The 25,868-nt window shown below is 61.1% G+C and carries 20 protein-coding genes; 14 read left to right on the forward strand and 6 right to left on the reverse strand.

Going from position 1 to position 25,868, the window contains the following annotated elements; genetic code table 11:
• Positions 1-155: 155 nt before the first annotated feature.
• Entirely contained in the window at positions 156-1,127 is a 972-nt protein-coding gene (tal, locus tag EDC35_RS14935) for a transaldolase (protein ID WP_132978053.1), read from the reverse strand.
• A gap of 364 nt (positions 1,128-1,491) precedes the next feature.
• On the opposite strand from tal, the gene EDC35_RS14940 reads away from it, so the two are divergent.
• From EDC35_RS14940 to EDC35_RS14950, 3 genes are all read left to right on the forward strand, one after another.
• Positions 1,492-2,448 carry a CHAD domain-containing protein gene (locus tag EDC35_RS14940; RefSeq protein WP_132978054.1) on the forward strand — a complete coding sequence of 319 codons (957 nt, stop codon included), beginning with the start codon at positions 1,492-1,494 and terminating at the stop codon, positions 2,446-2,448.
• A gap of 96 nt (positions 2,449-2,544) precedes the next feature.
• Positions 2,545-3,078, forward strand: a complete 534-nt coding sequence (locus EDC35_RS14945) for an HD domain-containing protein (RefSeq protein WP_132978055.1) — start codon at positions 2,545-2,547, stop codon at positions 3,076-3,078.
• Between the two features lie 104 nt (positions 3,079-3,182).
• Positions 3,183-4,199 carry a TerC/Alx family metal homeostasis membrane protein gene (locus EDC35_RS14950; RefSeq protein WP_132978056.1) on the forward strand — a complete coding sequence of 339 codons (1,017 nt, stop codon included), beginning with the start codon at positions 3,183-3,185 and terminating at the stop codon, positions 4,197-4,199.
• 165 nt (positions 4,200-4,364) lie between these two features.
• Here the strand turns inward: EDC35_RS14950 and mutS are convergent, their stop codons facing one another.
• Positions 4,365-6,911 carry a DNA mismatch repair protein MutS gene (mutS, locus tag EDC35_RS14955; protein WP_132978124.1) on the reverse strand — a complete coding sequence of 849 codons (2,547 nt, stop codon included), beginning with the start codon at positions 6,909-6,911 and terminating at the stop codon, positions 4,365-4,367.
• 245 nt (positions 6,912-7,156) lie between these two features.
• On the opposite strand from mutS, the gene EDC35_RS14960 reads away from it, so the two are divergent.
• From EDC35_RS14960 to EDC35_RS14975, 4 genes are read left to right on the forward strand one after another with little or no spacing between them, the layout of a single operon-like run.
• Positions 7,157-10,516, forward strand: a complete 3,360-nt coding sequence (locus EDC35_RS14960; protein WP_132978057.1) for a site-specific DNA-methyltransferase — start codon at positions 7,157-7,159, stop codon at positions 10,514-10,516.
• A 3-nt stretch (positions 10,517-10,519) separates the two neighbouring features.
• The gene (locus EDC35_RS14965) at positions 10,520-11,608 is read left to right on the forward strand and encodes an AAA family ATPase (RefSeq protein ID WP_132978058.1); all 1,089 of its coding nucleotides are present in this window, start codon (positions 10,520-10,522) and stop codon (positions 11,606-11,608) included.
• Positions 11,608-12,303 (forward strand): DUF4276 family protein, encoded by a 696-nt coding sequence (locus EDC35_RS14970; RefSeq protein ID WP_132978059.1) that lies wholly within the window; start codon positions 11,608-11,610, stop codon positions 12,301-12,303. The genes EDC35_RS14965 and EDC35_RS14970 overlap by 1 nt, the downstream gene beginning before the upstream one ends.
• A 17-nt stretch (positions 12,304-12,320) precedes the next feature.
• Positions 12,321-15,713, forward strand: coding sequence for a DEAD/DEAH box helicase family protein (locus EDC35_RS14975; RefSeq protein WP_132978060.1), 3,393 nt, complete (start codon positions 12,321-12,323; stop codon positions 15,711-15,713).
• Here the strand turns inward: EDC35_RS14975 and EDC35_RS14980 are convergent.
• Entirely contained in the window at positions 15,710-17,323 is a 1,614-nt protein-coding gene (locus EDC35_RS14980; RefSeq protein ID WP_132978061.1) for a methyl-accepting chemotaxis protein, read from the reverse strand. The two genes, EDC35_RS14975 and EDC35_RS14980, sit on opposite strands and share 4 nt — an antisense overlap.
• Positions 17,324-17,640: 317 nt before the next feature.
• Between EDC35_RS14980 and EDC35_RS14985 the strand changes: the two genes are divergently transcribed.
• The gene (locus EDC35_RS14985; protein ID WP_132978062.1) at positions 17,641-17,922 is read left to right on the forward strand and encodes a hypothetical protein; all 282 of its coding nucleotides are present in this window, start codon (positions 17,641-17,643) and stop codon (positions 17,920-17,922) included.
• A gap of 15 nt (positions 17,923-17,937) precedes the next feature.
• On the opposite strand, the gene EDC35_RS14990 is transcribed toward EDC35_RS14985, so the two are convergent.
• The 3 genes from EDC35_RS14990 to EDC35_RS15000 all read right to left on the reverse strand — a co-directional run bounded on the left by EDC35_RS14990 (position 17,938) and on the right by EDC35_RS15000 (position 19,745).
• Positions 17,938-18,288 (reverse strand): hypothetical protein, encoded by a 351-nt coding sequence (locus EDC35_RS14990; RefSeq protein ID WP_165903451.1) that lies wholly within the window; start codon positions 18,286-18,288, stop codon positions 17,938-17,940.
• Entirely contained in the window at positions 18,252-18,530 is a 279-nt protein-coding gene (locus tag EDC35_RS14995; RefSeq protein WP_132978064.1) for a hypothetical protein, read from the reverse strand. The genes EDC35_RS14990 and EDC35_RS14995 overlap by 37 nt, the downstream gene beginning before the upstream one ends.
• A 186-nt stretch (positions 18,531-18,716) precedes the next feature.
• Positions 18,717-19,745, reverse strand: a complete 1,029-nt coding sequence (locus tag EDC35_RS15000) for a tyrosine-type recombinase/integrase (RefSeq protein ID WP_132978065.1) — start codon at positions 19,743-19,745, stop codon at positions 18,717-18,719.
• Positions 19,746-19,897: 152 nt separating this feature from the next.
• On the opposite strand from EDC35_RS15000, the gene dusA reads away from it, so the two are divergent.
• The 6 genes from dusA to EDC35_RS15030 all read left to right on the forward strand — a co-directional run bounded on the left by dusA (position 19,898) and on the right by EDC35_RS15030 (position 25,793).
• Entirely contained in the window at positions 19,898-20,851 is a 954-nt protein-coding gene (gene dusA / locus EDC35_RS15005; protein ID WP_132978066.1) for a tRNA dihydrouridine(20/20a) synthase DusA, read from the forward strand.
• Complete coding sequence (locus EDC35_RS15010) at positions 20,848-21,723, forward strand: DMT family transporter (RefSeq protein WP_132978067.1); 876 nt, start codon at positions 20,848-20,850, stop codon at positions 21,721-21,723. Before dusA ends, EDC35_RS15010 begins: the two co-directional genes overlap by 4 nt.
• A gap of 153 nt (positions 21,724-21,876) precedes the next feature.
• Entirely contained in the window at positions 21,877-23,217 is a 1,341-nt protein-coding gene (locus EDC35_RS15015) for an MFS transporter (protein ID WP_132978068.1), read from the forward strand.
• Positions 23,218-23,352: 135 nt separating this feature from the next.
• Positions 23,353-24,507 carry a 5-(carboxyamino)imidazole ribonucleotide synthase gene (locus tag EDC35_RS15020; RefSeq protein WP_132978069.1) on the forward strand — a complete coding sequence of 385 codons (1,155 nt, stop codon included), beginning with the start codon at positions 23,353-23,355 and terminating at the stop codon, positions 24,505-24,507.
• Entirely contained in the window at positions 24,504-25,019 is a 516-nt protein-coding gene (purE, locus tag EDC35_RS15025) for a 5-(carboxyamino)imidazole ribonucleotide mutase (protein ID WP_132978070.1), read from the forward strand. The genes EDC35_RS15020 and purE overlap by 4 nt, the downstream gene beginning before the upstream one ends.
• A 36-nt stretch (positions 25,020-25,055) precedes the next feature.
• Positions 25,056-25,793 (forward strand): Uma2 family endonuclease, encoded by a 738-nt coding sequence (locus EDC35_RS15030; protein ID WP_132978071.1) that lies wholly within the window; start codon positions 25,056-25,058, stop codon positions 25,791-25,793.
• The last annotated feature ends 75 nt before the right edge of the window (positions 25,794-25,868 follow it).

The following is a 25,868-nucleotide window of genomic DNA, read 5'->3' on the forward strand; positions in this document are numbered from 1 at the left end:
TTATTTCTGTCGATTTGGCGCATCACGGATCTTGGCGGAGACGCGGATTAAAATTTTAAATTTTTTAATGCCTTAAATCGCGCCAGCTCCGGTGGTCGTCAATGCTGCCAAGATTTGTTCAAGCCAACAACATCGCATACCGCACTGGGTGCGATTTAACCGCTCTGGCTGACCTCCTGGACGAACTGCTCCAGTTTGCGGGTGTCGGCGGCGAACACCCGGATGCCTTCGGCGAGTTTTTCGGTCGCCATGGCGTCTTCGTTGAGCTCCCAGCGGAAAGCCGCTTCGTCGTATTCGACCCTGGCAAGATCCATCGCGCGGGCCTTCTCGGCATCCAGTTTACGCGGCAGATCGCCGTCGGTGGAAGCCAGTTCGCCGAGCAGGGCGGGCGAGATGGTCAGATAATCGCAGCCGGCGAGTTCCAGGATCTCGTCGAGATTGCGGAAACTGGCGCCCATGACGACGGTCTGGTAGCCATGACGCTTGTAATAATTGAAGATGCGTGTCACCGAGCGCACGCCCGGATCCTCGTCTGCCGGATAGCCGGCCAGATTCTCGGCCGCTTTGTACCAGTCGAGAATGCGTCCGACGAAGGGCGAGATGAGGGTCACGCCCGCATCGGCACAGGCGACGGCCTGAGCGAAACCGAACAACAGGGTCAGATTGCAGTGAATGCCCTCACGCTCCAGCCGTTCAGCGGCGCGGATGCCTTCCCAGGTGGAGGCGATCTTGAACAGCACCCGGCTGCCGGGGTCGATGCCGGCCTGCTGATAGAGCGCGACCAGCTCATGGGCGCGGCGCAGGGTGGCCTCGGTGTCGAACGAGAGTCGGGCGTCGATCTCGGTGGAGACCCGGCCCGGCACGATCCTGAGGATCTCGGTACCGAAATTGACCGCCAGTCTGTCCATCGTCCAGCGTGATTGAGCGAGACGGTCGCCGTCCCCCTGCCGCTGACCGAAGAGCAGGGCGTCTTCGACCAGTTCACGATAGACCGGCAGTTGGGCCGCCTTGTAGAGCAGCGAGGGATTGGTGGTTGCATCCTGGGGCTGATAGTCGATGATCGACTGGAAATCGCCGGTATCGGCGACAACTGTGGTCATGCTCTTGAGCTGTGCGAGTTTGTTCATGGTTCGCCTCGGGATTTTTCAGTCGTCAGGTGTCAGGGGCAGTCGTCAGCGGTTGGTCTGATGTGCGTTTCGACCGGGTTCAAACGGATTGGTTTGTCATGCCGGGCGGCGGATCCTGCGGATGTTACGCCTCGAATCGCGAATCTTTCGTGACTTAAACCGCGCCCGGTGCGGTATGCGATGTTTTAGGCTGGATCGACCTTGTCAGCATCGACGACCTTGAGAGCGGGCGCGGTTTAAGAAAAATATAAAATTTTAAACCGCGTCGCCGCCAAGGTCCGTGGATGTGCCAAACGTCGAATTCACTCGAAACTCAGCATCTCGCGCTGGACGCGGTTTAAGTGAGTCGCCAGGGAGTGATTGAATGAGTGAGTCATCCAGACCCGATAGGCCGCTCGACCCGACTGAGGACGCCGATGTCGTTGTCAGGACGATTCTGCGCGGCCTGTTCTCAACCCTGTTGGCAACGCTCGACGGGGTGCGGGCGAATGAGGATCCCGAGCCGCTGCACGATCTGCGCGTCGCCACCCGACGGATCCGTTCGGTGCTGACGCAGGTGCGCGGCGTCTTTCCCGAGCATGAGGTGGCCGATTACAAGGCCCGCTTCGCCTGGCTCCAGGGCGTGACCGGCCCGGTGCGCGATCTGGATGTCTATCTGCTCGGTTTCGAGACCGACCGGCAATGTCTTCCGGCCCCGCTGCGACCCTGTCTTGAACCGCTGCACGCGGAGCTGTCGCACCGTTACGACGATGAGCGAGGGCATCTGCTGACCGCGCTCGACTCTGACGCCTTTGTCCGACTGATTGAGGACTGGCGTGTCTTTCTGGACGCGCCGGTCGCCGCGCAGCGACCGGGACAGATCATCCCCGTCAACGCCCGGCGTCCCATCAAGGCCGTCGCCGATGCACAGATCCGGCGTCTGGCGAAGCGCGTGCGGCGCGAAGGGCGGGCGATCCGCCCGGACTCGCCACCCGAGGCGCTCCATGCGCTGCGCAAGCATTGCAAGAAGCTGCGCTACCTGATGGAGTTTTTCCAGGGTCTCTATCCGAAGCGCGACATCCGCCAGCTCATCGATCTGCTCAAGACCCTGCTCGATCAACTCGGACACTTTCAGGATCTGAGCGTCCAGGCCCGCTATCTGACCGAACTGGCGCGGCATCTGCACGAGACGGGACAGGCCGGGACGGACACCCTGCTGGCAATGGGCGCACTGATCGGGCGCCTGCTGGAGCGCCAGCAGGTCGCCCGCGACGCCTTCGACGAGGTCTTCGCCGGCTATCTGGACCCATCGCATCAGCGATTGCTGCGTGCGCTCTTCTAAACCGCGCCCGGTGCGGCATGTGATCGTTGAGGATTGAATCGGCCTTGGCAGAATCGACGGACGTTCGAGTGGGCGCGGTTTAACAGGAGCCTCAAAATGAATCAGTCAGACTTCGCGCTGGTGGCCGACGCACTGAGCTTCGCCGCGCACAAGCACCGGGATCAGCGGCGCAAGGATCGTGAGGCGTCGCCCTATATCAATCATCCCATCGCACTGATGCGGGTGCTGGCGCTGGAGGCCGGCGTGCAGGATCCGCTGCTGCTCTGTGCCGCCCTGCTGCATGACACGGTGGAGGATACGCAGACCACGCCCGACGAACTGGCCGAGCGTTTCGGCCCCGCGATCCGCGATCTGGTGATGGAGGTCACGGACGACAAAAGCCTGCCCAAGGCCGAGCGCAAGGCCTTGCAGATCCGGCATGCGGCGGGTGCGAGCGAGCGGGCGCGACTGCTGAAGCTGGCCGACAAGATCTGCAATCTGCGCGACATGGCCGACAGCCCGCCGCATGACTGGGATCTCCAGCGCCGCCGGGAATATTTCGACTGGGTTGCCGCCGTGGTGGAACAGGTGCGGGGAACGCATTCAGGACTGGAGCAAATCTTCGATCTGGCCTATGCTCGCCGCCCCTGAGCGACCCGCTTCACAGGCTGGTTCGCCCGGATCATCGACCGCCGCACTCAGCGGCGGTTTTGCGTTGCGTTTTATTCACCCCTGCTGAACCCTGGAGCAATCGTATGGAGCATTTCGGATTTCCGACCGAAACCATCGTCATTTTTTTGACCGTGGTCGGCGTCTCACTGTATCTGGATCTGTTCTCGCATCGGCACACCACTGAAATCAGCGTCTCGAACGCGGCCAAATGGTCGGCGTTCTGGGTGTTCCTGGCGCTCTGTTTTTATGGCTATCTCTGGGGACGTTTCTCCAAGGAATGGGCCGATCTCTATCTCGCCGGCTATTTCCTCGAAAAGAGTCTGTCGGTGGACAATCTGATGGTCTTCATGGCCATCTTCGCCTCCTTTGGCATCAAATCCGGCCTCCAGCACCGCATCCTCTACTGGGGTATCCTCGGCGCGCTGCTGTTCCGGGCGCTCTTCGTGCTGATCGGCGCCAGTCTCTTCATGGCCAGCCCCTGGGTCGGGTTCGTCTTTGCCGCACTGGTTGCCTGGAGCGGCGTGCAGATGCTCAAGAGCCGTGGCGATGGCGAAGAGATCGAGGATTACGGCAATCACTGGAGCGTGCGTCTGACCGGCAGGGCGATGCCGATTTACACCCGGCTGCATTTCGACCGTTTCTTCGTCAAGCATGAGGAATTGTTCGTCGGTCGCGAGGAGGCCGAGCGACATGCCCAGGTCACTCGTAAAGGGCTCATCTATGCGACCCCCGCCTTCCTCTGTCTGGCGACCATCGAAACCTCGGACCTCGCCTTTTCATTCGACTCCGTGCCAGCGGTCATCGCCGTGACCCAGGAACCGCTCCTGGTCTATGCCGCCATGATCTTCGCCATCCTCGGTCTGCGCAGTCTCTATTTCGTGCTGGCGGCGCTGACCCGTTATCTGGTCCATCTGGAAAAGGCCGTCATCGCGCTGCTCTTCTTCATCGCGGCGAAAATGGCGCTGCAATCCTGGAACCACGCCATCGGCGATACCGGGCTGCATATCTCGCCGGGAACCAGCCTCATGATCGTGCTTGGCATGCTGGCGATCGGCGTCATCGCCTCGCTGGTCTTTCCCGAGAAAAAAGACACCGCTTAAGGTGATTTTCTGAAGGCTCCATACCGGATAACACGCCACGAATAGACAGGATTAACAGGTGATTGTTTTAAATCCTGTTAATCCTGTCCAATTGGCGGTCTTTCAGGCTGGTAGAAACTTTCCCGGAAAGCGTCCAGGCGCCCGGCTGGAGTCGCATGGGCCGGGTCATGCCGGCTCCAGCATCCCCTTCAACCGATAAAGCGTCTCCAGCGCCGCGCGGGGCGTGAGGCTGTCCGGGTCCAGTTCGCGCAGTGCCGCACAAACCGGGGGATCGGGGATCGGCTCGGGTTCCGGGGTCAGCGGAAACAGCGAGAGCTGCACCGATTCGCGCTCGGCGTGACGCCGGGCGGTCTCTTCCAGTTCGCGCAGCCGTTCACGGGCGCGGGCGATGACCGGAGCGGGCACGCCGGCAAGCGCGGCGACCGCCAGACCATAGCTCTGATTCGCCGGCCCATCGCGCAGCGCGTGCAGGAAGACGATGGATTGACCATGCTCGACCGCGTCCAGATGCACATTGGCAATGCCGGGATATTCGTCCGGCAGCGTGGTCAGCTCGAAATAATGGGTGGCGAAGAGGCTGTAGGCGCCGATGCGGGTCGCCAGTTCCACCCCGCACGACCAGGCCAGCGAAAGTCCGTCGAAGGTGCTGGTGCCGCGTCCGATCTCGTCCATCAGCACCAGGCTCTGCGCGGTGGCGTTGTGGAGGATGTTGGCCGTTTCTTCCATTTCGACCATGAAGGTCGAGCGTCCGCCGGCCAGATCGTCCGAGGCGCCGATGCGCGAGAAGATGCGGTCCACCGGGCCGATGATGGCCGACCGCGCCGGGACGAAGCTGCCGACATGCGCCAGCAGCACGATGAGCGCGTTCTGACGCATATAAGTGGATTTGCCGCCCATGTTGGGGCCGGTGATGACCAGCATCCGCCGTCGGGCGTCGAGCCGCAGACTGTTGGCGACAAACGGCGTATCGATCACGCCTTCCACCACCGGATGACGACCATCCTGAATCTCGATCAGGGCCGTGTCTGTCAGCTCCGGACAGCTCCAGTTCAGGGTCTCGGCGCGCTCGGCCAGATTGGCGATGGCGTCGAGCGTGGCGATGCTGGTGGCGCTGGTCTGCAAGGGTGTCAGGGATTCGGCCAACTGACCGGTCAGCGATTCATAGAGCGCCTTTTCGCGCGCCAGCGCCCGCTCGCGGCTGCTGAGAACCCTGTCCTCGAATTGCTTGAGTTCGGGCGTGATGTACCGCTCCGCGCCTTTGAGCGTCTGACGGCGGATATAGTCTGCCGGCACCTGATCGGCCTGGGCGCGGCCCAGTTCGATGTAATAACCGTGAACCCGGTTGTAACCGACCTTGAGTCCGGGCAGACCGGTGCGCTCGCGCTCGCGGGACTCCAGATCGAGCAGAAAGCGGTCGGCGTTGCGCGACAGATCGCGCAGTTCGTCCAGTTCGGCATCGAAACCGGGGGCGATGACGCCACCGTCGCGGATCAGCATCGGCGGCTGGGGGATGATGGCGCGCTGGAGCAGATCGAGAATGGCGGGATGCGCGCCGATCCCCGCGTCCAGACGCACGAGCAGCGGATCGTCCATGCCGGCCAGCAGGTCGTGCAGCGCGGGCAGTGACGCGAGCGAGTCGCGCAGTGTCGTGAGATCGCGCGGGCGCGCCGTGCCCAGCGCCACGCGGGCGAGGATGCGCTCCAGATCGCCGATGCCGGCCAGCGCCCGGTGCAGATCGGCCAGATTGCCTTCGGCGATCAGGGCGCGAATCGCCGCATGCCGTTCGCTTACTGCCAGCCGGTCACGCAGCGGACGATTCAGCCAGCGGCGCAGCAGCCGGCTGCCCATCGCGGTCGCCGTGCGATCCAGCACGCCGGCCAGGGTGTGTTCGGCGCGGCTGCTCAGGCTCTCGGTCAGTTCCAGATTGCGCCGGGTCGCGGCGTCGAGAATGAGCGCCTCATCGCGCTGTTCGGTGGTCAGACCGCGCAGATGGGGCAGGGCGGCGAACTGGGTGTCGCGGACATACTGGAGCAGACAGCCCGCCGCACCGACCGCCAGCCGCAGCGCGGCACAGCCGAAACCGGCCAGATCGCGGGTACCGAACTGCTGGCAGAGCAGCCGCTCCCCGCTGTCCGGATCCAGATGCCAGAGCGGACGGCGGGTGACACCATGCCCGATCCGCAGCTCGTTCGGCAGCCGGCTGTCTTCCTCGATCAGGATCTCAGCCGGCTTGAGCCGTTCCAGCTCGCTCGCCAGCGCCTCGCGGGTCGTGACCTCCAGCACCGAGAAACGCCCGCTGGAGAGTTCCAGCACCGCCAGACCGAAACTGTCCTTGCCCTCGGCGACGGCGGCCAGCAGGTTCTCGCGCCGATCCTCAAGCAGCGCCTCATCGGTGAGCGTGCCGGGCGTGACCACGCGCGTCACCCGCCGCTCCACCGGCCCCTTGCTCTTGGCCGGATCGCCGATCTGTTCGCAGATCGCCGCCGACTCACCTTTACGGACCAGCTTGGCCAGATAGCCTTCGAGTGCGTGATAGGGCACGCCCGCCATCGGAATGGGGCGACCGGCGGACTGACCGCGCTTGGTCAGGGTGATGTCCAGCAGCCGCGCCGCACGTTCTGCGTCCTCGAAGAAGAGTTCGTAGAAATCGCCCATGCGATAGAAGAGCAGCATCTGCGGATACTCGGCCTTGAGGCGCAGATAGTGCTGCATCACGGGGGTGTGACTTTGCAGGCCGTCCGGTATCTGGTTGGTATCTTTACGAATCAATCTTTTAGCCTGCGATGTTAGAGGCTGGCGAGAAAATCGCCGAATGAAAACAAAGCATTACCCGTCTGTCAAACGCCAAAATCGCCCGGAAATCCCGGGTCGTTGGAAAAACGCATCCAGCAGCATAACGAATCGGATAACCTCTTCGCCCTGCGATTCAGGGTGGTTTGACCATTGCGAGAAGCCTCATGGCCGATGACAAGACAATAAACGAAAAGAAACAGCGGCTGCTAACCCTGCTGCGGGAGATGTTCCAGCTCGACCAGCCCGATCTGGATTTCGGGCTGTACCGCATCCTGCACGCCAGGCGCGGGCAGGTCGAAGCCTTCCTCGAAACCGAATTCGATCAACTGATCGACAGGGTGTTTGCTGATCGCGGTGCGCGCCACGAGGAAGAAGCCAGGAAGGACTACGAAGCGGCACGCCAGCAGGCCATCGAATTCGGTGCGCCGGATCCCGATGCGGCGCCCAAGGTGCAGCAGGCTCGTGCCCGCTACGAAGTCGTCCGCCTGACCGGCGGCGAGGATGCCGAGATTTACGACCATCTGCATCGCTTCTTCTCGCGCTACTACGATCAGGGCGATTTCATGTCCCTGCGCCGTTACGGCAAGGGCGCAGCCGGTGGTGCGGAAACCTATGCGGTGCCCTACGACGGCGCCGAAGTCGTGCTGCACTGGGCCAACAAGGACCAGTATTACATCAAGACCACTGAGAACTTCGCTGAATTCAGCTTCGATCCGCGCCAGGCATTGCAGAAGGACGAACGCGGCATCACCCGCAGCCTGTTTGAAGAAGAAGGCGGCGGCGGGACGGCGCTCAAGGTCCATTTCCGCCTCGTCAATGCCGCCGAAGGCACGCACAACAACGTGAAGGCGGCTGACCGCGACGAGCGTTACTTCATTCTCGACGCCGACACCCCGCTTGCATGGGACGGCAATGAGCTGATTGTCCACATCAATTTCCGCACCGACCCGGAAAAGACCGGCCAGAAGGCCAAGTGGCAGGACAAGCGCAACGAGCAACTGGTGCAGACCGTGCTCGATCAACTGGCCCGTCATTCCCGGGACGGCGGGAATCCAGAACGCGCCGCTGCCTATCACACTGTACTGAGCCGGGACGTCCCCAAGGGCAAGGATAGGAAGCAGCCCCTGCTGGCGCGTTACCTCGGCCAATACACCGCCAGCAACACCATGGATTACTTCATCCATAAGGATCTCGGGGGCTTCCTGCGACGTGAGCTGGATTTCTATTTGAAGAATGAAGTCATCAAACTGGATGACTTCATGGGCGGCGAGGATGCCGACGTGAAGGCCGGCGTCACCGAGGCGCGTCTGAAGGCCATGACGGATGCCCTGGAGAAAGCGCAGGTCATTCGCCTGTTGGCGCAGCGCCTGATCGATTTCCTCGCCCAGCTTGAAGACTTCCAGAAAAAGCTCTGGCTGAAAAAGAAGTTCGTCGTCGAGACGCACTACTGCATCACGCTGGATCGCATCCCCGAGACGTTCTATCCCGAGATCGCGGCGAATGAACGGCAGCGGGAGGAGTGGGTGAAGCTGTTTGCGATTGATGAGATTGAGGGCGATCTGGCGACGCCGGCTTATTCTGTGCCACTGACAGTTGAGTTTCTTAAAGATAATCCCTCTTTGGTGCTTGATACCGCACTCTTTTCTGATCAATTCAAGCAAACGCTCATTCAAATCATCGAAGGTCTGGACGAACAGATTCAGGGTCTGTTGCTGCACGCAGAAAATAGCCATGCGCTGCGTTTGATGAGCAGCAAGTTACGCAACCAAATCCAGTCTATCTACATCGATCCGCCTTACAACACCGGTTCGGATGGCTTTCGTTATAAGGATGCTTATCGCCACGCCTCCTGGCTCGCCATGATCGACGAACGATTGCGTCTGGCGCATGTGCTGGCATCGGAACAAACGTCGTTGTTTGTGTCGCTCGACGACAATGAGCAGGCCGTCTTCCGACAAGCTGCGGATGCCGTGTGGGGGCGTGAGAATTTCGTCGCGACGGTGATCTGGCAAAAGGTTTACTCCCCCAAAAATTCAGCGCGGCATTTTTCGGAAGACCATGATTTCGTGTTGGTGTATGCCAGAAGTGCCGCAAACTGGACACCTTTTTTACTGCCGCGCACGGCGGAAATGGAGGCGCGTTACAGCAATCCCGACCAGGATCCGCGCGGACCTTGGAAGCCGGGCGACGTTTCCGCACGCAACCCTTACAGCGAAGGTCGCTATCCGATCACCTGTCCCTCCGGGCGCGTCATTCCCGGTCCGCCGCCAGGAAGATACTGGGTGATTTCCAAAACGAAATTCGACGAACTGAATCGCGATGGTCGCATCTGGTGGGGAGAAACCGGAAACAACGTGCCTGCGATCAAGCGCTTTCTTTCCGAGGTCAAACAGGGGCGAGTCCCCCAAACCATCTGGCTCTACGCCGAGGTTGGCCATACGCAAGACGCCAAAAAGGAATTGCTCGCCTGCGTCCGGCTGGATGCAGAAGAAGTGGTTTTTCAGACCCCCAAACCCACCGCCTTGCTACGCCGGGTCCTGGCGTTGGCGACCCGTCCCGAATCGTCGGATTGGGTGCTGGATTTTTTCGCCGGTTCCGCGACGACAGCCCATGCGGTCATTCAGCAAAATCGCGAAGACAGTGGGCAGCGTCGCTATGCCCTGGTGGAGATGGAGGATTACTTCGATCAACTGGTGTTGCCGCGCGTCAAGAAGGCGATCTACGCCAGCCAATGGGCCGATGGCAAGCCGCTCGCACGCGATGGCGTTTCGCACTGTTTCAAATACCTTCGTCTCGAATCCTACGAAGATTGCCTGAACAACCTCAGGCTCAATGATCGAGACGAGGGCGTTCGCATGCTGGACGATGCTGACGTCCAGCGCGACTACCTGCTGCGATACATGCTCGATGTCGAAACCCAGGGCAGCCAAAGCCTGCTCAATGTGGCGCAGTTCCGCGATCCGACGGCCTATCGGTTGGAGATCAGGAAAGCCGGTTCCGACGAGCGCGAGCAGCGCAGCGTCGATCTGGTCGAGACCTTCAACTGGCTGATTGGCCTGCATGTCGATCGGCTGCACGCCGGCAGGCGCTTCACGGCGACCTTTGTCCGCAAGCCCGATCCCTTGTTGCCGGGAGATGCGAAGACCCGCCTGCACGTGGAGACGCTGACCGACGTTCAGCCCTCTCCCCCGGCCCCTCTCCCGGAGGGCGAGGGGAGCAAAACCTGGTGGTTCCGTCCCGTGGAGGGCACTATCCGCGCCCGGACGGGCGATGACCGGCACCGGCAAAGCGTGCTGGTGCTCTGGCGCACGCTGACCGACGACCCCGAGCAGGACGCAGCGGTGCTCGATGCCTTCCTGTCGCAACAGATGAAGTGGAATCCGACGCGGCGCGAGGACAGGACGCTCTATGACATCGTCTACATCAACGGCACGCACAACCTGCCGAATCTCGGCAGGTATGGCGAGGTGCGGCTGCTCGAAGAGGAATTCCATCGCCGCATGTGGGCGGGAGAGGAGGTCTGATCGATGCTCAACAAACTGACTGTCAATGGCTTCAAGTCCATCGAATCCTGCGAGCTGGAACTGCAACGCCTCAATGTCGTGATCGGTCCCAACGGCGCCGGCAAGTCGAACCTCATCGGCGTGTTCCGCTTCCTCAATTCGGTGTTGTCGAAGCAGTTGCAACTTTACGTTGGCGAAAACGGTGGGTCGGATCGCCTGTTGCACCACGGCGAGAAGACCACGCCGATGATGTCTTTCCGTTTTGATTTCGGATACAACGCTTACAGCTTCTGCCTGAAACCTGCGGTCGGAGACACGATGGTCTTTGATTGGGAGACGATCTATTTCCACGATACGCGCTATCTGCATCCATGGAATTTACAGATCGGCGCAGGGCATAAAGAGACTGTTCTGCACGATACAGCCAATACGTCTGGAAGTGGCCGCCGTGTGGCCGAGCATGTCTTGCAAGGGGTTCAGAACTGGGTGGTCTATCACTTCCACGACACGTCCAGCTCGGCGCCAGCGAAGAAGACGCAGGATATCGACGACAACCGGGCATTTCGCCCCGATGCGGCCAACCTTGCGGCCTTTCTTTACTGGATGAAACTGAACCATCCGACCGAGTATCGGCACATCGTCGAGCATATACAGTTGGTGGCGCCGTTCTTCGAGGATTTCGTTCTCGAACCTTCGCGCAACAACCCGAACAAGATCAAGCTGGAATGGCGACAGAAGGGATCGGGGGCCTATTTTGACGGTTTCTCTTTGTCCGACGGCACGCTGCGTTTCATCTGTCTTGCCGCGCTGTTGCTGCAACCGTCGCTGCCGTCGCTGATTCTCCTCGACGAGCCGGAGCTTGGCCTGCATCCCTTCGCCATCACCATCCTTTCCGAGATGATCGAAGCCGCTGCCCGGCGCAGTCAGGTGATGCTGGCGACCCAGTCGGTCACGCTGCTGAACCAGTTTTCGCCCGAAGCGATCATCATCGCCAACAACGATGGTTTGCACACGAATTTCCGTCGCCTGACGGAGCAGGATTTGTCGATCTGGATGAACGATTACAGCGTGGGCGACCTTTGGGAAAAAAACGTCATCGGAGGACGGCCCTGATGACCCGGCTGCTGATTCTGGCGGAGGGCCAGTCCGAGGAAGTTTTTGCCAAACGCACGCTGATTCCGCACCTTTCGGACTTTGGCGTCTATGGAAGCGTCACTATCCTGCGGACCAAGCGGATCATGAGCGGCGGCGGATTTCGCGGCGGCGTGTCGAGTTATGCAAAGATTCGTCAGAATGTCCTCGAACTGCTGGGCGACACGAATGCCCGCGTGACCACCTTGCTGGATTTTTACGGTCTGCCGGAGGAATTTCCGGCGCGCGCCACAACCTTGGCGACCCTCGGCCTGACAGCCCGCGACAAGGCGATTCGTCTGCAACAGGCATTTGCGGCCGACATCAACCAGCCGCGTTTCATTCCCTTTCTCGCATTGCATGAGTTCGAGGCCTGGCTGTTCAGCCGCCCCGAAACCGTCGCCGAGCATTTCGGCAATCCGGCGCTGACGGCAACACTGACTAACATCGTGCAACAGGCCGGCGCACCGGAAGAAATCAACAACGATCCGGCAATGCACCCGTCCGCTCGCATCGAGCAGCTGATTCCAAGTTTCAAGAAAACCTCGGATGGTCCGACCATCATTCACAAGACAACGCTGAACACCATCCGCGCCTCCTGCCCGCATTTTGGCGAATGGCTTGCCAGGCTGGAAGGGCTTGGCAATCCGGCGGGTGTCTTGCCCGTCGCTACCTGATCGGGATTCGCACTCGCATGGCAACCACGAAGAAAACCGCGAAAGCCACCAGCACAGAAAGAAAGTCGAAGACATCGACGAAGAGCGCCGACCCCTTCATCTTCAAGCTGGTACTGAACGCCTGGATGATCGAGCAGTTCGGCATCGATCCGTTCGCGGAGCACCAGGACGCCGACGGTCGGCCCATCCCGCCGATCCGTCGCCTGGCCCACGCGATCATCGACGAAGAGAAGGAGGGCTTGCACGAGGATGGGCGGCATCGTTTCTTCCGCGAGCTGAACGCGAACTGGCCGGCGTCCGCCGTGCTGTCCGCCGCCGAGTTTGCCGGTTACGAAGACAATATCCTCGCCCACACGAAGGCGCTGAACGACCGCCGACAGGTCGCTGGACAGCGTCGCATCGTCTGGAAGTATTTCCAGTGGCTGTCGCTGATGTTCGCGGAACGCTACCTTGATCTCTTTTTCCACCAGCCTTTGCGGCTGCTCGATTCGCTCAACGCGTTCCTGACGCGCTTCAACGACTGGCGGACGAAGGCCAACCTGCCAACGGTGATTGAGCCTTTCACGGTCGCCGATCTCAACCGTCTGTGCTTCCAGAACGCCACCGGCAGCGGCAAGACACTGCTGATGCACGCCAATATCCTGCAATTCCGGCATTACGCGAAGGCATCGAACCGCGAGAGCGCCTTTTCGCGCTCGGTGCTGATCACCCCGAACGAGTCGCTGACCGATCAGCATTTGCGCGAGATGGAGCAGAACGGGCTTGTCTCGCAACGCTTCCGCGCGGATCTGCTCGGCTCGCCCGATCTCGGACGCGTCGATGTCATCGAAATCACCAAACTGGGCGATGTCCGGCGCGAGAACACCGTGGCCGTCTCCGAGTTCGGCGACAACAACCTGCTGCTGGTCGATGAAGGCCATCGGGGACTGGGCAGCGAGGAGGAAACCGGCTGGTTGAAACGGCGCGAGGCGATCTCGTCGCGCGGTTTCGTCTTCGAGTATTCCGCCACCTTTGCGCAGGCCGTCGCGGCGGCCGGCAGCGAGTCGATCACGCAGACCTACGCGAAGAGCGTGCTGTTCGACTACTCGTATCGCTATTTCTACGAAGACGGCTTTGGCAAGGATTACAGCATCCTCAATCTGGCGCAGGAAGGTGCGGACGATACGAGCATTGCGCGGCGCTACCTCACGGCCTGCCTGCTGGCCTACTTCCAGCAGTTGCGCCTCTACGACCGGGATGCCCTGGCCCTGCGGCCCTTCCATCTGGAAAAACCGCTGTGGGTGTTCGTCGGCGGCAGCGTCAGCAAGCCGGGCGGCGCGAATCAGGACGAGAAGGCAGCCATCGCCGACGTGGCGAAGATCGTGCTGTTCCTCGGCGAGTTTCTGGCCGACCCGGCGACCAGCAAGCAGGACATCCAGTTGTTGCTGACCAGATCCGGCGCGGCCAATGGCATGGTCGATGCCAACGGCAACGATATTTTCGCCAACGGCTTCCCCATATTGCAGGGCATGCTCGGTGCTGGCGGAACGGTGGATGAGATGTACGGCTGGATGCTCGCCGAGGTGTTTCAGGCGCGGGCGGGCGGTGTCCTGCGCATGACGCGGATCAAGGGCGACAGCGGCGAAATCCATCTCCGCGCCGGCCATGCCGAGCAGCCGTTCGGACTGATCAATGTCGGTGATGCCAAGGGATTGGCCGATCATATCGGCGCACAGATTCCCGCCGGGAAGGTTGAGATCGCCGACAGCGAATTCGACGACCGGCCGCTGTTCGCGGGGGCAAGCGACAGCCAGTCGCCGGTCAATATTCTCATCGGCGCGAAGAAGTTCATCGAGGGCTGGGACTGCTGGCGCGTTTCCACCCTGGGCCTGATGCATGTCGGCAAGTCCGAGGGTTCGCAGATCATCCAGTTGTTCGGGCGCGGCGTGCGCCTGAAAGGCTTCGATTGGAGCCTGAAACGCAGCAGCCGCTGCACCCGCATTCATGTGCCGAGGCCGGCCAACATTCAGTGGCTGGAAACCTTGCAGGTGTTCGGCATTGAGGCCGAGTTCATGCAGCGTTTCCGCGATTACCTTGCCGCAGAAGGACTGCCCGGCAACGAACGCAAGGAAGTCATCGAGGTGCCGATGCACACGACGCGAAACTTCGGCACCCGGCTGAAAGTGCTCCGGCCCAAGCGGAAGCAGGACAACGGCAGGGAATACGACTTCAAGCGCGATGCGCCGCTGCCGATCCTCAAATTGCCGCTGCCGCAGAAGATCATTGCCCGGCAGATCGAGCTGGACGGCTATCCGCGCATCGAGGCGCTCGCCGTTGGTGCGGCTGTGGCAACTCAGGCAGCCGCCCGGAAGACGCAGTTATTCAAAGCCCATCAACTCGCCCTGATCGATTGGGACGCGGTGTTTTTCGATCTGGAAGCCTTCAAGCGCGTGCGCGGCTTCGAGAATCTGCTGATCCATCGCGACGACCTGCCGAAGCTGTTCGCCGACAGCCATAGCGCCTGGTATCGGCTCTATGCGCCGGATACGGTGATGCAGCCGCGCACCTGGGCGGAGGTGCGGCAATGGCAGACGATGGTGACAACCCTGCTCAAACGGCTGATGGAGGCGCTGTTCAATCATCAGGTCGATGCCTTCTTCGCGCAGCGACTCGAATACCGCGAACTGACCGCCGACGACGACAATCTGCCCAAGCCCGGCGAGCGGTGGCAGATGATGGCCGATGCCAACGAAGCGACGCTGATTGCCGATCTCAAACAACTGGCCGCTGAGGTCGAGACGCTGGCGCAGGTGATCAGGAAATCCGGTACTGCCGGCCCGCTGCAAGAAAAGTCGCGGTCGGGCGGACAGCCGCCTGATGCCCTGCTGGGCGGCATTCATCTGTATTCGCCGCTCCTGCACATGCCGGACGGCGCCGGTGCCACGTCGCGGATCAAGATTCTGCCGGTGGCGCTGAAAGACAGCGAATACGATTTCGTCAGCGATTTACACGGACATCTGCGCGATCACGCCACCGACTATGCCGGCAGGGAGTTCTTCCTGCTGCGCAACAAATCGCGTGGCAGCGGCATTGGCTTCTTCGAGGCCGGCGGGTTTTATCCTGACTTCATTCTCTGGGTGCTCGACGGCGGCAGGCAGCATATCGTCTTCATCGAACCGCATGGCCTGATCCATGAGGGAATACACAGCCCCAAGGTGCAGTTCTGCACGGTCATCAAGGATATCGAGAAGCGGCTTGGCGATGGCAAGGTCACGCTGTCCAGTTTCATCGTTTCGCCAACCCCGCTTGGCGCCTTGCAGCAGAATTTCGGCCTGTCCAGACTCGAAGACTTCCTCGATCTGAACATCCTGTTCATGAAGAACGACGGCGAATACATCGGCCGTCTGCTTCGCAAGATCGGCAGACACTAGAGTTTGAACTGCCCGACGAGCCGCATCAGGTCTTCCGCATGCTGTGAGAGTTGGTTTGCCGCCGTTGCGGATTCGTGGGCGCCCCTGGCCGTATCATGCATCGCGTCGGTAATCTGGTGGATGTTGTGGGAGATCTCACCGGTCGTTGCCGTCTGCTGTTCGGCAGCGGTCGCCACCTGGTTGATCTGCATGCTCACGGCATCGATCTGCGTCAAAATTTCCTGCAACGCCTGTCCGCTCTTGCCGGCTTCCTGCGTTCCCTGTTGAACCTCGCTCACCCCTTCTTTCATCGACAGGACCGCGACCCGGGTTTCCGACTGGATCGCGTCGATCATCTCGCCAATCTCATGGGTCGCGGCGGTCGTCCGTTCCGCAAGCGCCCGGACTTCATCGGCAACGACGGCAAAGCCCCGGCCCTGCTCGCCAGCGCGTGCGGCCTCGATGGCGGCATTCAGTGCCAGGAGGTTGGTCTGTTTGGCGATGTTTTCGATGGTGCCAACGATTTTGCCGATCTGATCGCTCCGGGCACCCAGATTTTCCACCGCTCTGGCCGTCTCCTGGACGCGGTTCGCGATGCGATCCATCCCCTGAATCGTGTGATTGACCACGTTGGCGCCGACATTGGCGGACTGACTGGCCTGATTGCTCCCATCTGCCGCCATCTGACAGTTCCGGGCAATCTCGCTGCTGGTGGCCGACATTTCTTCGCCCGCCGTCGCCACTGAGCTGACCTGAGCCGAGACTTGCTCCACCCCGGCGGCGATCTGCTCGGCGGTGGCCATCAGTTCGGTCGCGGCGGAGGCGACCAGATTCGTGGTCTGAGAGAGCGTCGCGACGATCCCGTGCAGTTTCTCGACAAAGCGGTTAAACAGCCGACTGGCAACGGCGATCTCATCTTGGCTGCGGTCATCCAGACGTTTGGTGAGATCGCCTTCGCCCTGCGCCATATCGGTCAGCATGGCGATCATGGCGTTCAGCGGCCGCATGATGGAGCGGATCAGCCAGCCGGCCATCCCCAATTGCAGCAGGATGCCGATGAGACCGACGATGATCGCCATCGTCATGGAGCGGTGGACGGTGTGGTCGAATGCCTGATTCGCCGTCTGACTCTCTTGTCTGAGCGACTCCGCCATCTTCACGGTGGCGTCCGCGACCACCTCAACCAGGTGATCGATTTCAGCATCCAGGGCGGTGATCTCGGGCGAGATTCCAGTGGTCGTCTTCAGCAGGGGCAGCAGTTTGCCTTCAAAGATGGCAACGATTTCGCTGGCGGCCTGCCCAGCCTCTTTGGCCCAGACGTCTTCTTCAGGGGTATCGGCGGCCTGCATGAGGTCATCCAAGAGTTTCAGGCTCTGATCACGGTTTTCAGGCCAGTCTTGTGCCGTGTCGTTCAGGTCACGGTTGATCACGGCATCCGCAATTTCCTGGTACAGAGACAGCCCGACCCGCGAGGCCTTGAGCGCCAGTTGCGCGTCTTCCGCGCGGGTCGCGCTCTCATGCTGCAAGTTTTGTAATGTTTCGAGATAAAAGAACTCGATGCCGACAATGAGAATCACAGCCAAAGTGATGATGGCCGCATTGACCAATAATTTTGCTTTAATCGTCGCCATGTGCTCCCTCATCGTGCAGATTTTCTGGGGTGGATTGGTATATTACTGATCCTGCGTCATTTTACCTAGTAGTCAGTCACGTTGAATGAGAGAGATATTTTAGGCGTGTAAATGGTCCAAGGAAGCCAGAAAGTCAGGTTTCCAACCCGGAGCAGACACTCATGCCGGCCATCAAATATCGCGTGACGCTGACGGACGAGGAAGTGGAGAGATCGAATTCGCCCCCGGCCTGCGCCACATCGTGCAGGCTTATCCCGACGCGGAGGTGATTCGCGTGGTCCTTGACAACCTCAACACCCACACGAAGGCCTCGCTCTATGACGCCTTCCCACCGGACGAGGCGCGCGCCATCGCCCAGCAAGCTGGAGTTCCACGACACCCCCAGGCATGGGATCTGGCTCAACATCGCCGAGATCGCGTTAGCGGTGTTGTCGAACAGGTGCCTGTCACCGCGCATCGCGGATGACGCGACCCTGAAACGCGAGATCGATGCCAATGTCAGCGAGCGCAACGCCAAGGCGGAACCCGTCAAATGGCGGTTCACCAACCAGGAAGCGCGCCGTAAGCTGGCACGCCTCTATCCGCCTGTTTCAACGTGACTGACTACTAGGCTATCAGGGGAGTTCGAGCGTCAAGGGGGGCAGAATCCCATGAATTCGACACCCTACGGAAGATTGCGCTTGATCTCTGGGTGCGTTTTGATCAGATACTCGTAAGTATTCTTTGGAATGCTCTTTGAGAATCAGTTTTCGTAAATGCTCTTTCCCTGAATCATCACCCATGTTCGCAGTCATAAACATCTTTGTTTTGCATTTTCTGTAGCGTTCTTTAATCGTGTTTTCTGTATATTCATCTTCTCCTTTGGCACTGCCTTGGGCGGCCAGTACCACGTTAACCGCCTCTTCTACCGAGATGGAGAACAGATTTTTCAAATGATATATATATAGAACATCGTTTTTATCCAAAACGCTTCGAGCTTATTTTGCTTTAGAGTCTTTGAACCAGCGCGCCTACTGGGAACGCGAAGCCCTAAAATTTCGTCGAGACTCACCCCCCATTTTTCAAGCCCTTTCGCCAGCCAGCCCAACAAGTCTGGATGCGGGTAAATGCGCGCATGATGCAAATCAATCAGCGCCTCGACGTTGCGAACAGGATCCGGGGGGGCGGTGGGACAAACGAAAGCGAATATTCGGATCAAGATCGTCATATATCAGCCGGATAGACGCGCAAGGCGATTCGTATTTATCGAAATTGACCGGCTTTTCAGGCGGATAAGTCACGTAATATGAATAGTCATACTGACGATAAAGATCCTCTTTTTTCGGACAATCACTGGCGTTCGATTTAAAGATTCCGTAATAGGTCGCGAACTGAAAATAGGAATCATCGATTGTCACGGCGAAACCTCTCGACGCAAATCTTTGGCCTGAATCTGGGTATAGCGTTTCAGTTGCTTCCAATCCCGATGACCGCTAATCAAAGCGACTTCCTGCACCTGATAACCGGCCTCGAACAGCAGTGAAATAGCGTGGTGTCGCATGTCATGAAAATGCAGGTCATCAATCCGGCAGCGCATCACGGCGCGGGTGAAATTGGCGCTGATCGATTGGGCCTTGAAGGGAAAGATGCGCGGCTCCTTGTCGCGGCGGGTCTGGCGGTGCACGATCTCCCATGCTTCGGTGAAGAGCGGCACGGTCTGGTCATTGCCGAGCTTTTTGGACGGGTGTTTGCGGTCGCGGATGAGGATGGTTCGATCCGTCTCGTTGATGTCGTCCCAACAGATGGCGACGATCTCACTGAGGCGCATGGCCGACGCGATAGCGAAGCGCACGATGTCCCACATGGGCGTCTGCATATCACGCAGGAGGGGACGCTCCCAATAAGTGCGAAGCTGTTCCAGTTCGTCGGGGGTCGGGCGGCGGTCGCGCTCGATGCTGGGGGCGATCAAGCCCTCACGGCGCAGCACTAGGCGCGCATCGATGGCCGCCTCGACCAGGACGGGGATGTCCCAATGCGCCCGCGCCACTTCCAACAGACCACGCAGATAGATCAGGTCTTGGGCGACGGTCGCCGGTCCAGCGCCGTGGTCGTTCGCGCGCATCTTGGCGTACTGAATGATGCGGGGCTTGGTCAGATCCGCCAGGGCGACATCGCCGAGTTCGCGCGCGAGCATAGCCAGGCAGGCGTCTTTGGTTCGACCGGGCGTGGGCATTTCGCGGCGGTGACGGTCGATCAGATCGCCGACGGTGGTTCGGTTCAGAATCCGGGGATCTTTGAAGGCGCGGGAATCCATTTCATACTCAACCTCACGCGCCCAGCGGGCGGCCTGTTCCTTGGTCTGAAAGGTCTTGCTGATCGGGTCGTGCCCTTTCTTGCGGACAATCGCCCGCCAGCGGTTGCTGCGTTTCTGAAACGTCGCCATGTCGGCTCCTTTGGTACAGTGTGCACCAATGCCGGGAAAAATAGTGCAAATCTGGCTCGCGGCATCCGGTAAAGACAGGTTTTTACCATGAAGAACGATGATTGATGATGTACCAGAAAGGCCGATATGACAAGTCGAATCTCTATAAAACTATGAATAAAAAGGCAATAAAACTCAGCGTTGCCCCCATGCTGGACTGGACAGACCGCCACTGCCGTTATTTCCTCCGGCTCATCACCCGTCACACCCTGCTCTATACCGAAATGGTCACCACGGGCGCCCTGATCCACGGCGACACGGCGCGCTTTCTGCGCTTCGATCCGTCCGAGCACCCGGTTGCGCTCCAGCTCGGCGGCTCCGCTCCAGCCGACATGGCGCATGGTGCACGCCTCGGTGCCGACTGGGGCTATGACGAGATCAACATGAATGTCGGCTGTCCCTCGGATCGGGTGCAGAACGGACGCTTCGGCGCCTGTCTGATGGCCGAGCCGGGGACCGTCGCCGACTGCGTCGCGGCGATGAAGGACGCCGTCACCATCCCGGTCACGGTCAAGACCCGTATCGGCATCGACGACCGCGACAGCTATGGCGAACTGGTCGATTTCGTCGGCACGGTGGCGCAGGCCGGATGCGATGCGCTGATCGTCCATGCGCGCAAGGCGTGGCTCTCGGGTCTGAGTCCCAAGGAAAATCGGGATGTGCCGCCGCTGCGCTATGACATCGTGCGCCAGCTCAAGCGGGATTTTCCGCACCTGACCATCGCCATCAATGGCGGCATCAAGAGCCTGGACGAGGCGCAGGATTTTCTGACCGATCTGGATGGCGTCATGATCGGGCGCGAGGCCTATCACAACCCCTGGATGCTGGCGGAGGCGGATCGGCTCATCTTCGGCGATGAGTCGTCCATGACCAGCCGTCATGAGGTGCTGGAGCGTTTTCGGCCCTATGCCGAGCGCGAACTGGCGTCGGGCGTGCCGCTGAACGCCATGAGCCGTCATCTGCTCGGGCTCTTCCAGGGCCAGCCCGGTGCCCGCGCCTGGCGACGCCGGATCAGCGAACGGGCGCATCTGCCGGGAGCGGGAGTCGAGCTGCTGGCCGCGCGATGAGCTGGATCATCCTGGCGCTGGCGTGCGCCCTGAGTCTGGCCAGCGCGGACGCCGCCACCAAGGCCTGGCTTCAGGATTTATCGGCCACCGAACTGCTGGTGGTGCGTTTCGGCATCCCCGGCCTGCTGATGACACCGCTGCTGGCCGGCCTCCCGCCTCTGGGCGAGCTGCCGCTGGCCTTCTGGGGCTGGCTGGCGGTGATGACGCCGCTGGAGCTCTTCGCGATGTGGCTCTACATGGCTGCCATCCGCGATCATCCGCTCTCGCTCACCCTGCCGTATCTCGCCTTCACCCCGGTCTTTGTCATCGGTGTGGCCTGGATGCTGCTCGGCGAGCGTGTCTCAGCGCAGGGCGCCGCCGGGGTGTTGCTGGTGGTTGCGGGCGCCTGGGTGCTGAACAGCGGTCATGCCCGCTGGCGCGAGTGGCGCAGTTGGGGATTGCCTTTCGCGGCGATCCTCTATGAGCCGGGCTCGCGGATGATGCTGGCGGTCGCTGCCATCTATGCCGTCACCGCCACCCTCGGCAAGGGCGCGATGCGCCATCTGCCGCCCGAGACCTTCGGCGCCTTCTATTTCGCCCTGCTGGGGCTGGCTGTGCTGGTGCTGATCGTGCTGCCGCAACCACAGGTGCTGCGCCGGCTGATCGACCGGCGCTGGCCGGTGCTCGCCGTCGGTATGCTCATCGGCATCATGGTCTATACCCACTTTCTCGCACTCCAGCAGGTGGAGGTGGCCTACATGATCGCGGTCAAACGGGTCAGCCTGCTGTTCGGCATTCTCTATGGTGCCTGGCTGTTCGGTGAGTCGGGACTGGCATCCAAACTTCCCGCCGGTGCGCTCATGCTGACTGGCGTACTGCTGATCCTGCTCTGACCATGTCCAGGGCGTCACCTGAAGCGCGCAATCTGACCTACAATGCGGCCCCAGTCGCGAATCCAGGTTCGCACGCCGTCAAGCCCAAGGTGACACCATGACCACCCATTCCGCGTCTGACACCGACTACCTGCCAGCCAGCGAGCGCGCCGCATGACGGCCCGCGTGCGTGCCCCCAGGCGGGAGATTTTCGGCTGGGCGATGTTCGACTTCGCCAATCAGTCCTACACCCTGCTCATCATCACGGTGGTCTTCGGCGATCTCTTCACCCGTGTCATCGTCGGCGATGCCCCGGACTACCGGCTGGGCAATCTGCTCTGGAGTCTGGCGCTGGCGAGCGGCTATCTGCTGGCGGTCATCTGCTCGCCGGTCGCCGGGGCCATCATGGATTACACCGCAAGCAAGAAGCGCTTTCTGTTCGCGAGCTATCTGCTCACGGTGCTCGCCACGGCGGCGCTCTATTTCGTCGCACCCGGTTATGCCTGGCTCGGGGTGCTGCTCCTGATCCTCTCCAATTTCGCCTACTCCATCGGCGAGTCATTCATCGCCGGTTTTCTGCCGGGTCTTGGACCGCCGGAGGATCTGGGCAAGATCTCGGGTTTCGGCTGGTCGCTGGGTTATCTCGGCGGCATGGCGTCCGCCGTCTTCGTGCTGCTGGTGCTGGGCGATGTCAGCGCCGAGAACTTCGAGCGCATCCGCTGGGTCGGTCCCTGGGCGGCGGTCTTCTTCCTGATCGCGGCCATTCCGACCTTTCTCTGGGTGCGTGAACGCGGGCGGGCGCGCCCGCTGCCTGCGGGACAGGGTTATCTGCGGCTCGGTCTGGTGCGGGTCGGCCAGACTGTCAGGCATCTGCGCGCACATCGCGATCTGGCGGTGCTGCTGTTCTCGGTCTTCTTCTCCATGAGCGGCATCTCCATCATCATCACCTATGCCTTCATCTATGGGGCGCAGGTGATCCAGTGGGACGAATCGACCCGCACCCTGATGTTCGTGCTGGTGCAGATCACCGCCGCCATCGGCGCCTTCGGTTTTGGTTTCGTGCAGGATCGGATCGGCGCGCGGCGCACTTACAGTCTGACACTGCTGATGTGGATCCTCGCGATCCTGCTCATCTATCTCACGCCTTTGCTCAGCGAGCTGGCGCAGGATCGCCTCGGCCTGAACTGGGCGGCGCAGGACATCTTTCTGGTCGTGGGCTGTGTGGCGGGCCTCAGTCTGGGCGCCTGTCAATCGACCACCCGCACCCTGGTCGGACTCTTTGCCCCGCTTTCGCGTGCGGCGGAGCTCTTCGGCTTCTGGGGGCTGTCGATGAAGCTGGCCGGGGTCTTCGGTCTGCTCGTCATCGGTCTGCTGCAAGCCCTGTTCGGACTGCATGCCGCGATCCTCTTCTGCATCCTGCTCTTCGCCGCCGCCCTGCTGATTGCGCGCGGCATCAACGAGGAGCGAGGGAGGGCGGTCGCGGCGGCGCACGATGCGGGACAGGCGCAATGGTGAGTGTGACCCGGCCCAAGCGTTTCATCTTGAGCCAGACCGGTTAAGCGAGTGTAATAAGGCAACTGCCATCAACTTCGCGGCCACGGCTTTCCGCCGTGGCTTTCTCGTTTCTCTCATAACGCAGATGATTGCGCCATGGATGTATTCCCTTTACCTCTTGCCCGTATCGGCATCATCGGCGGCGGTCAGCTTGGCCGCATGATGGCCAAGGCCGCCAAGCGGCTTGGCTGTACCTGTGTGGTGCTGGATCCGACCCCCGGCTCGCCGGCCGGTCAGGTCGCCGGGCATCAGATCGTCGGCGACTACCACGATCCGGCGAAACTGCGCGAGCTGGCCGAGTCCTGCGATGTCACCACCTTCGACATCGAAGACATCGACACGGATACCCTGATCCAGCTCGAACGCGAGGGCCGCCGGGTGCATCCGTCACCCAAGGTGCTGGCGCTGATTCAGGACAAGCTCACCCAGAAGCAGGCGCTGGCGGACGCCGGAATCGCGACCGCGCCCTTCATTCCGATGCCGGAGCCGAGCCCTGAAGCCTTCGCCGCCTTTGGTTATCCGCTGGTGCAGAAGGCACGGCGCGGCGGCTATGACGGACGCGGTGTCTCGATCCAGCGCACGCCCGATGATTATGACCAGCATCTGCCGGTGCCGTCGCTGGTCGAACGCTTCGTGCCAGCGGTGAAAGAACTGGCGGTGCTGGTGGCACGGGGGCTGGATGGCGACTGTCGCTGTTATCCCGTGGTGGAGATGTGTTTCCGTCCCGGTGAGAATGTGCTCGACATGCTGCTGGCCCCGGCGAATATTCCTGCGGCGACGGCGGCGGCGGCGGTGAAGCTGGCTGAACGCACCCTGGAAGTGCTGGGCGGTGTCGGCATCTTCGGCGTCGAGATGTTTTTGACCGCCGATGGCGAGCTGCTGGTCAACGAAGTCGCCCCGCGCACCCATAATTCGGGCCATCACACCATTGAGGCCAATATCACCGACCAGTTCGAGCAGCATCTGCGCGCCGTGGTCGGTCTGCCGCTGGGCTCCACCGATCAACTGTCGCCAGCGGCCATGATCAATCTGCTCGGCGCGCCCGGACATCGCGGTCGTCCGGTCGTCAAAGGCATGGCGGAGGCCCTGGCGATTCCGGGCGTCTGTCTGCATCTGTACGGCAAGGCGGCGACCGCCCCCTTTCGCAAAATGGGTCATGTGACCGTGCTCGACCCGGACCTGGAAACCGCCCGCCACAAGGCCGAGCGGGTGCGCGACCTGATCGAAATCTCTGGAGAAGACCACCCATGAGCCAGCATTCAGCCCCTCAATCAACCCCCCAGGTCGGCATCATCATGGGCAGCGATTCCGACCTGCCGGTGATGCAGGAGGCTGCCGCCATCCTCGCCGAATTTGGCGTGCCCTACGAGATGACCATCGTCTCCGCTCACCGCACACCCAAACGACTCTATGACTATGCCGAAACCGCCGTGGAACGCGGTCTGCGGGTCATCATCGCCGGCGCGGGCGGCGCGGCGCATCTGCCCGGCATGGCCGCCGCCATCACCCCGCTGCCGGTGATCGGCGTGCCGGTCAAATCCGCCTGTCTCTCCGGCGAGGATTCGCTGCTCTCCATCGTGCAGATGCCGGCTGGCGTGCCAGTGGCAACGGTCGCCATCAATGGCGCCAAAAATGCCGGCATCCTCGCCGCCCAGATCCTCGGCGCGGCGGATCCGGCGATGCGCGAGCGGATCGTCCGTTACAAACGCGATCTCGAAGCCCAGGTGATGGAAAAGGTCGCCCGGCTGGAACAAAATCACTAGGTGCCCGCTCGCTGAACTGACTCAGGAGTCATGACCATGAATCCACTGTCACGCATCGATCCCGACGATCCCTATCCTGAAAGTGACGGACAACCCATGGCGGACAACACCGAGCAGTATGAATGGATCGTCCGCATCAAGGAGAACCTGGAGATCCTGTTCGCCGACCGACCCGATGTCTTCATTGCTGGTGATCTCCTGTGGTATCCGGTGCCTGACCGTCAGATCACCGGACCCATCGCGCCCGATGTGCTGGTCGCCTTTGGTCGTCCCAAGGGACGACGCGGCAGCTACAGGCAATGGGAGGAGGGGGGCGTCGCCCCGCAGGTGGTCTTCGAGATCCTGTCGCCATCCAACAGTCTCAAAGAGATGGCGGACAAGCGCGATTACTATGAACGGTTTGGCGTCGCCGAATATTATCTCTACGACCCGGATCGCAACCGGCTGGAGATCTGGATCCGTCAGAATGACCGGCTGTGCGCCGTTGCTCATCTCAATGGTTGGGTGAGCCCGCGTCTCGGCATCCGTTTCGCCCTCACCCCCGAGACCCTGGAGATCTTCGATCCGCAGGGGCGGCCTTTTCTCAACTCAATCGAATTGGCCCGGCAGGCGGAACGTGAGACCACGCGGGCCAACCTGGAAGCCCAACGCGCCGAGCGTGAGACGCTGCGAGCCGAACAGGAGCATGAACGGGCCGAACGGGAGCGCCAGCGCGCCGAACATCTGGCCGCGCGCCTGCGTGCGCTGGGGATCGACCCGGACGCGCCGGCCTGAATCGCGCCGCCATTCCGAGGCTCCACGATTTCAGGCTATTCTTGCAGCGCCCTGACCGGCAGCCCCCGGTCACCG

The organism is Thiobaca trueperi (genome assembly GCF_004342175.1).
Classification (GTDB): domain Bacteria; phylum Pseudomonadota; class Gammaproteobacteria; order Chromatiales; family Chromatiaceae; genus Thiobaca; species Thiobaca trueperi.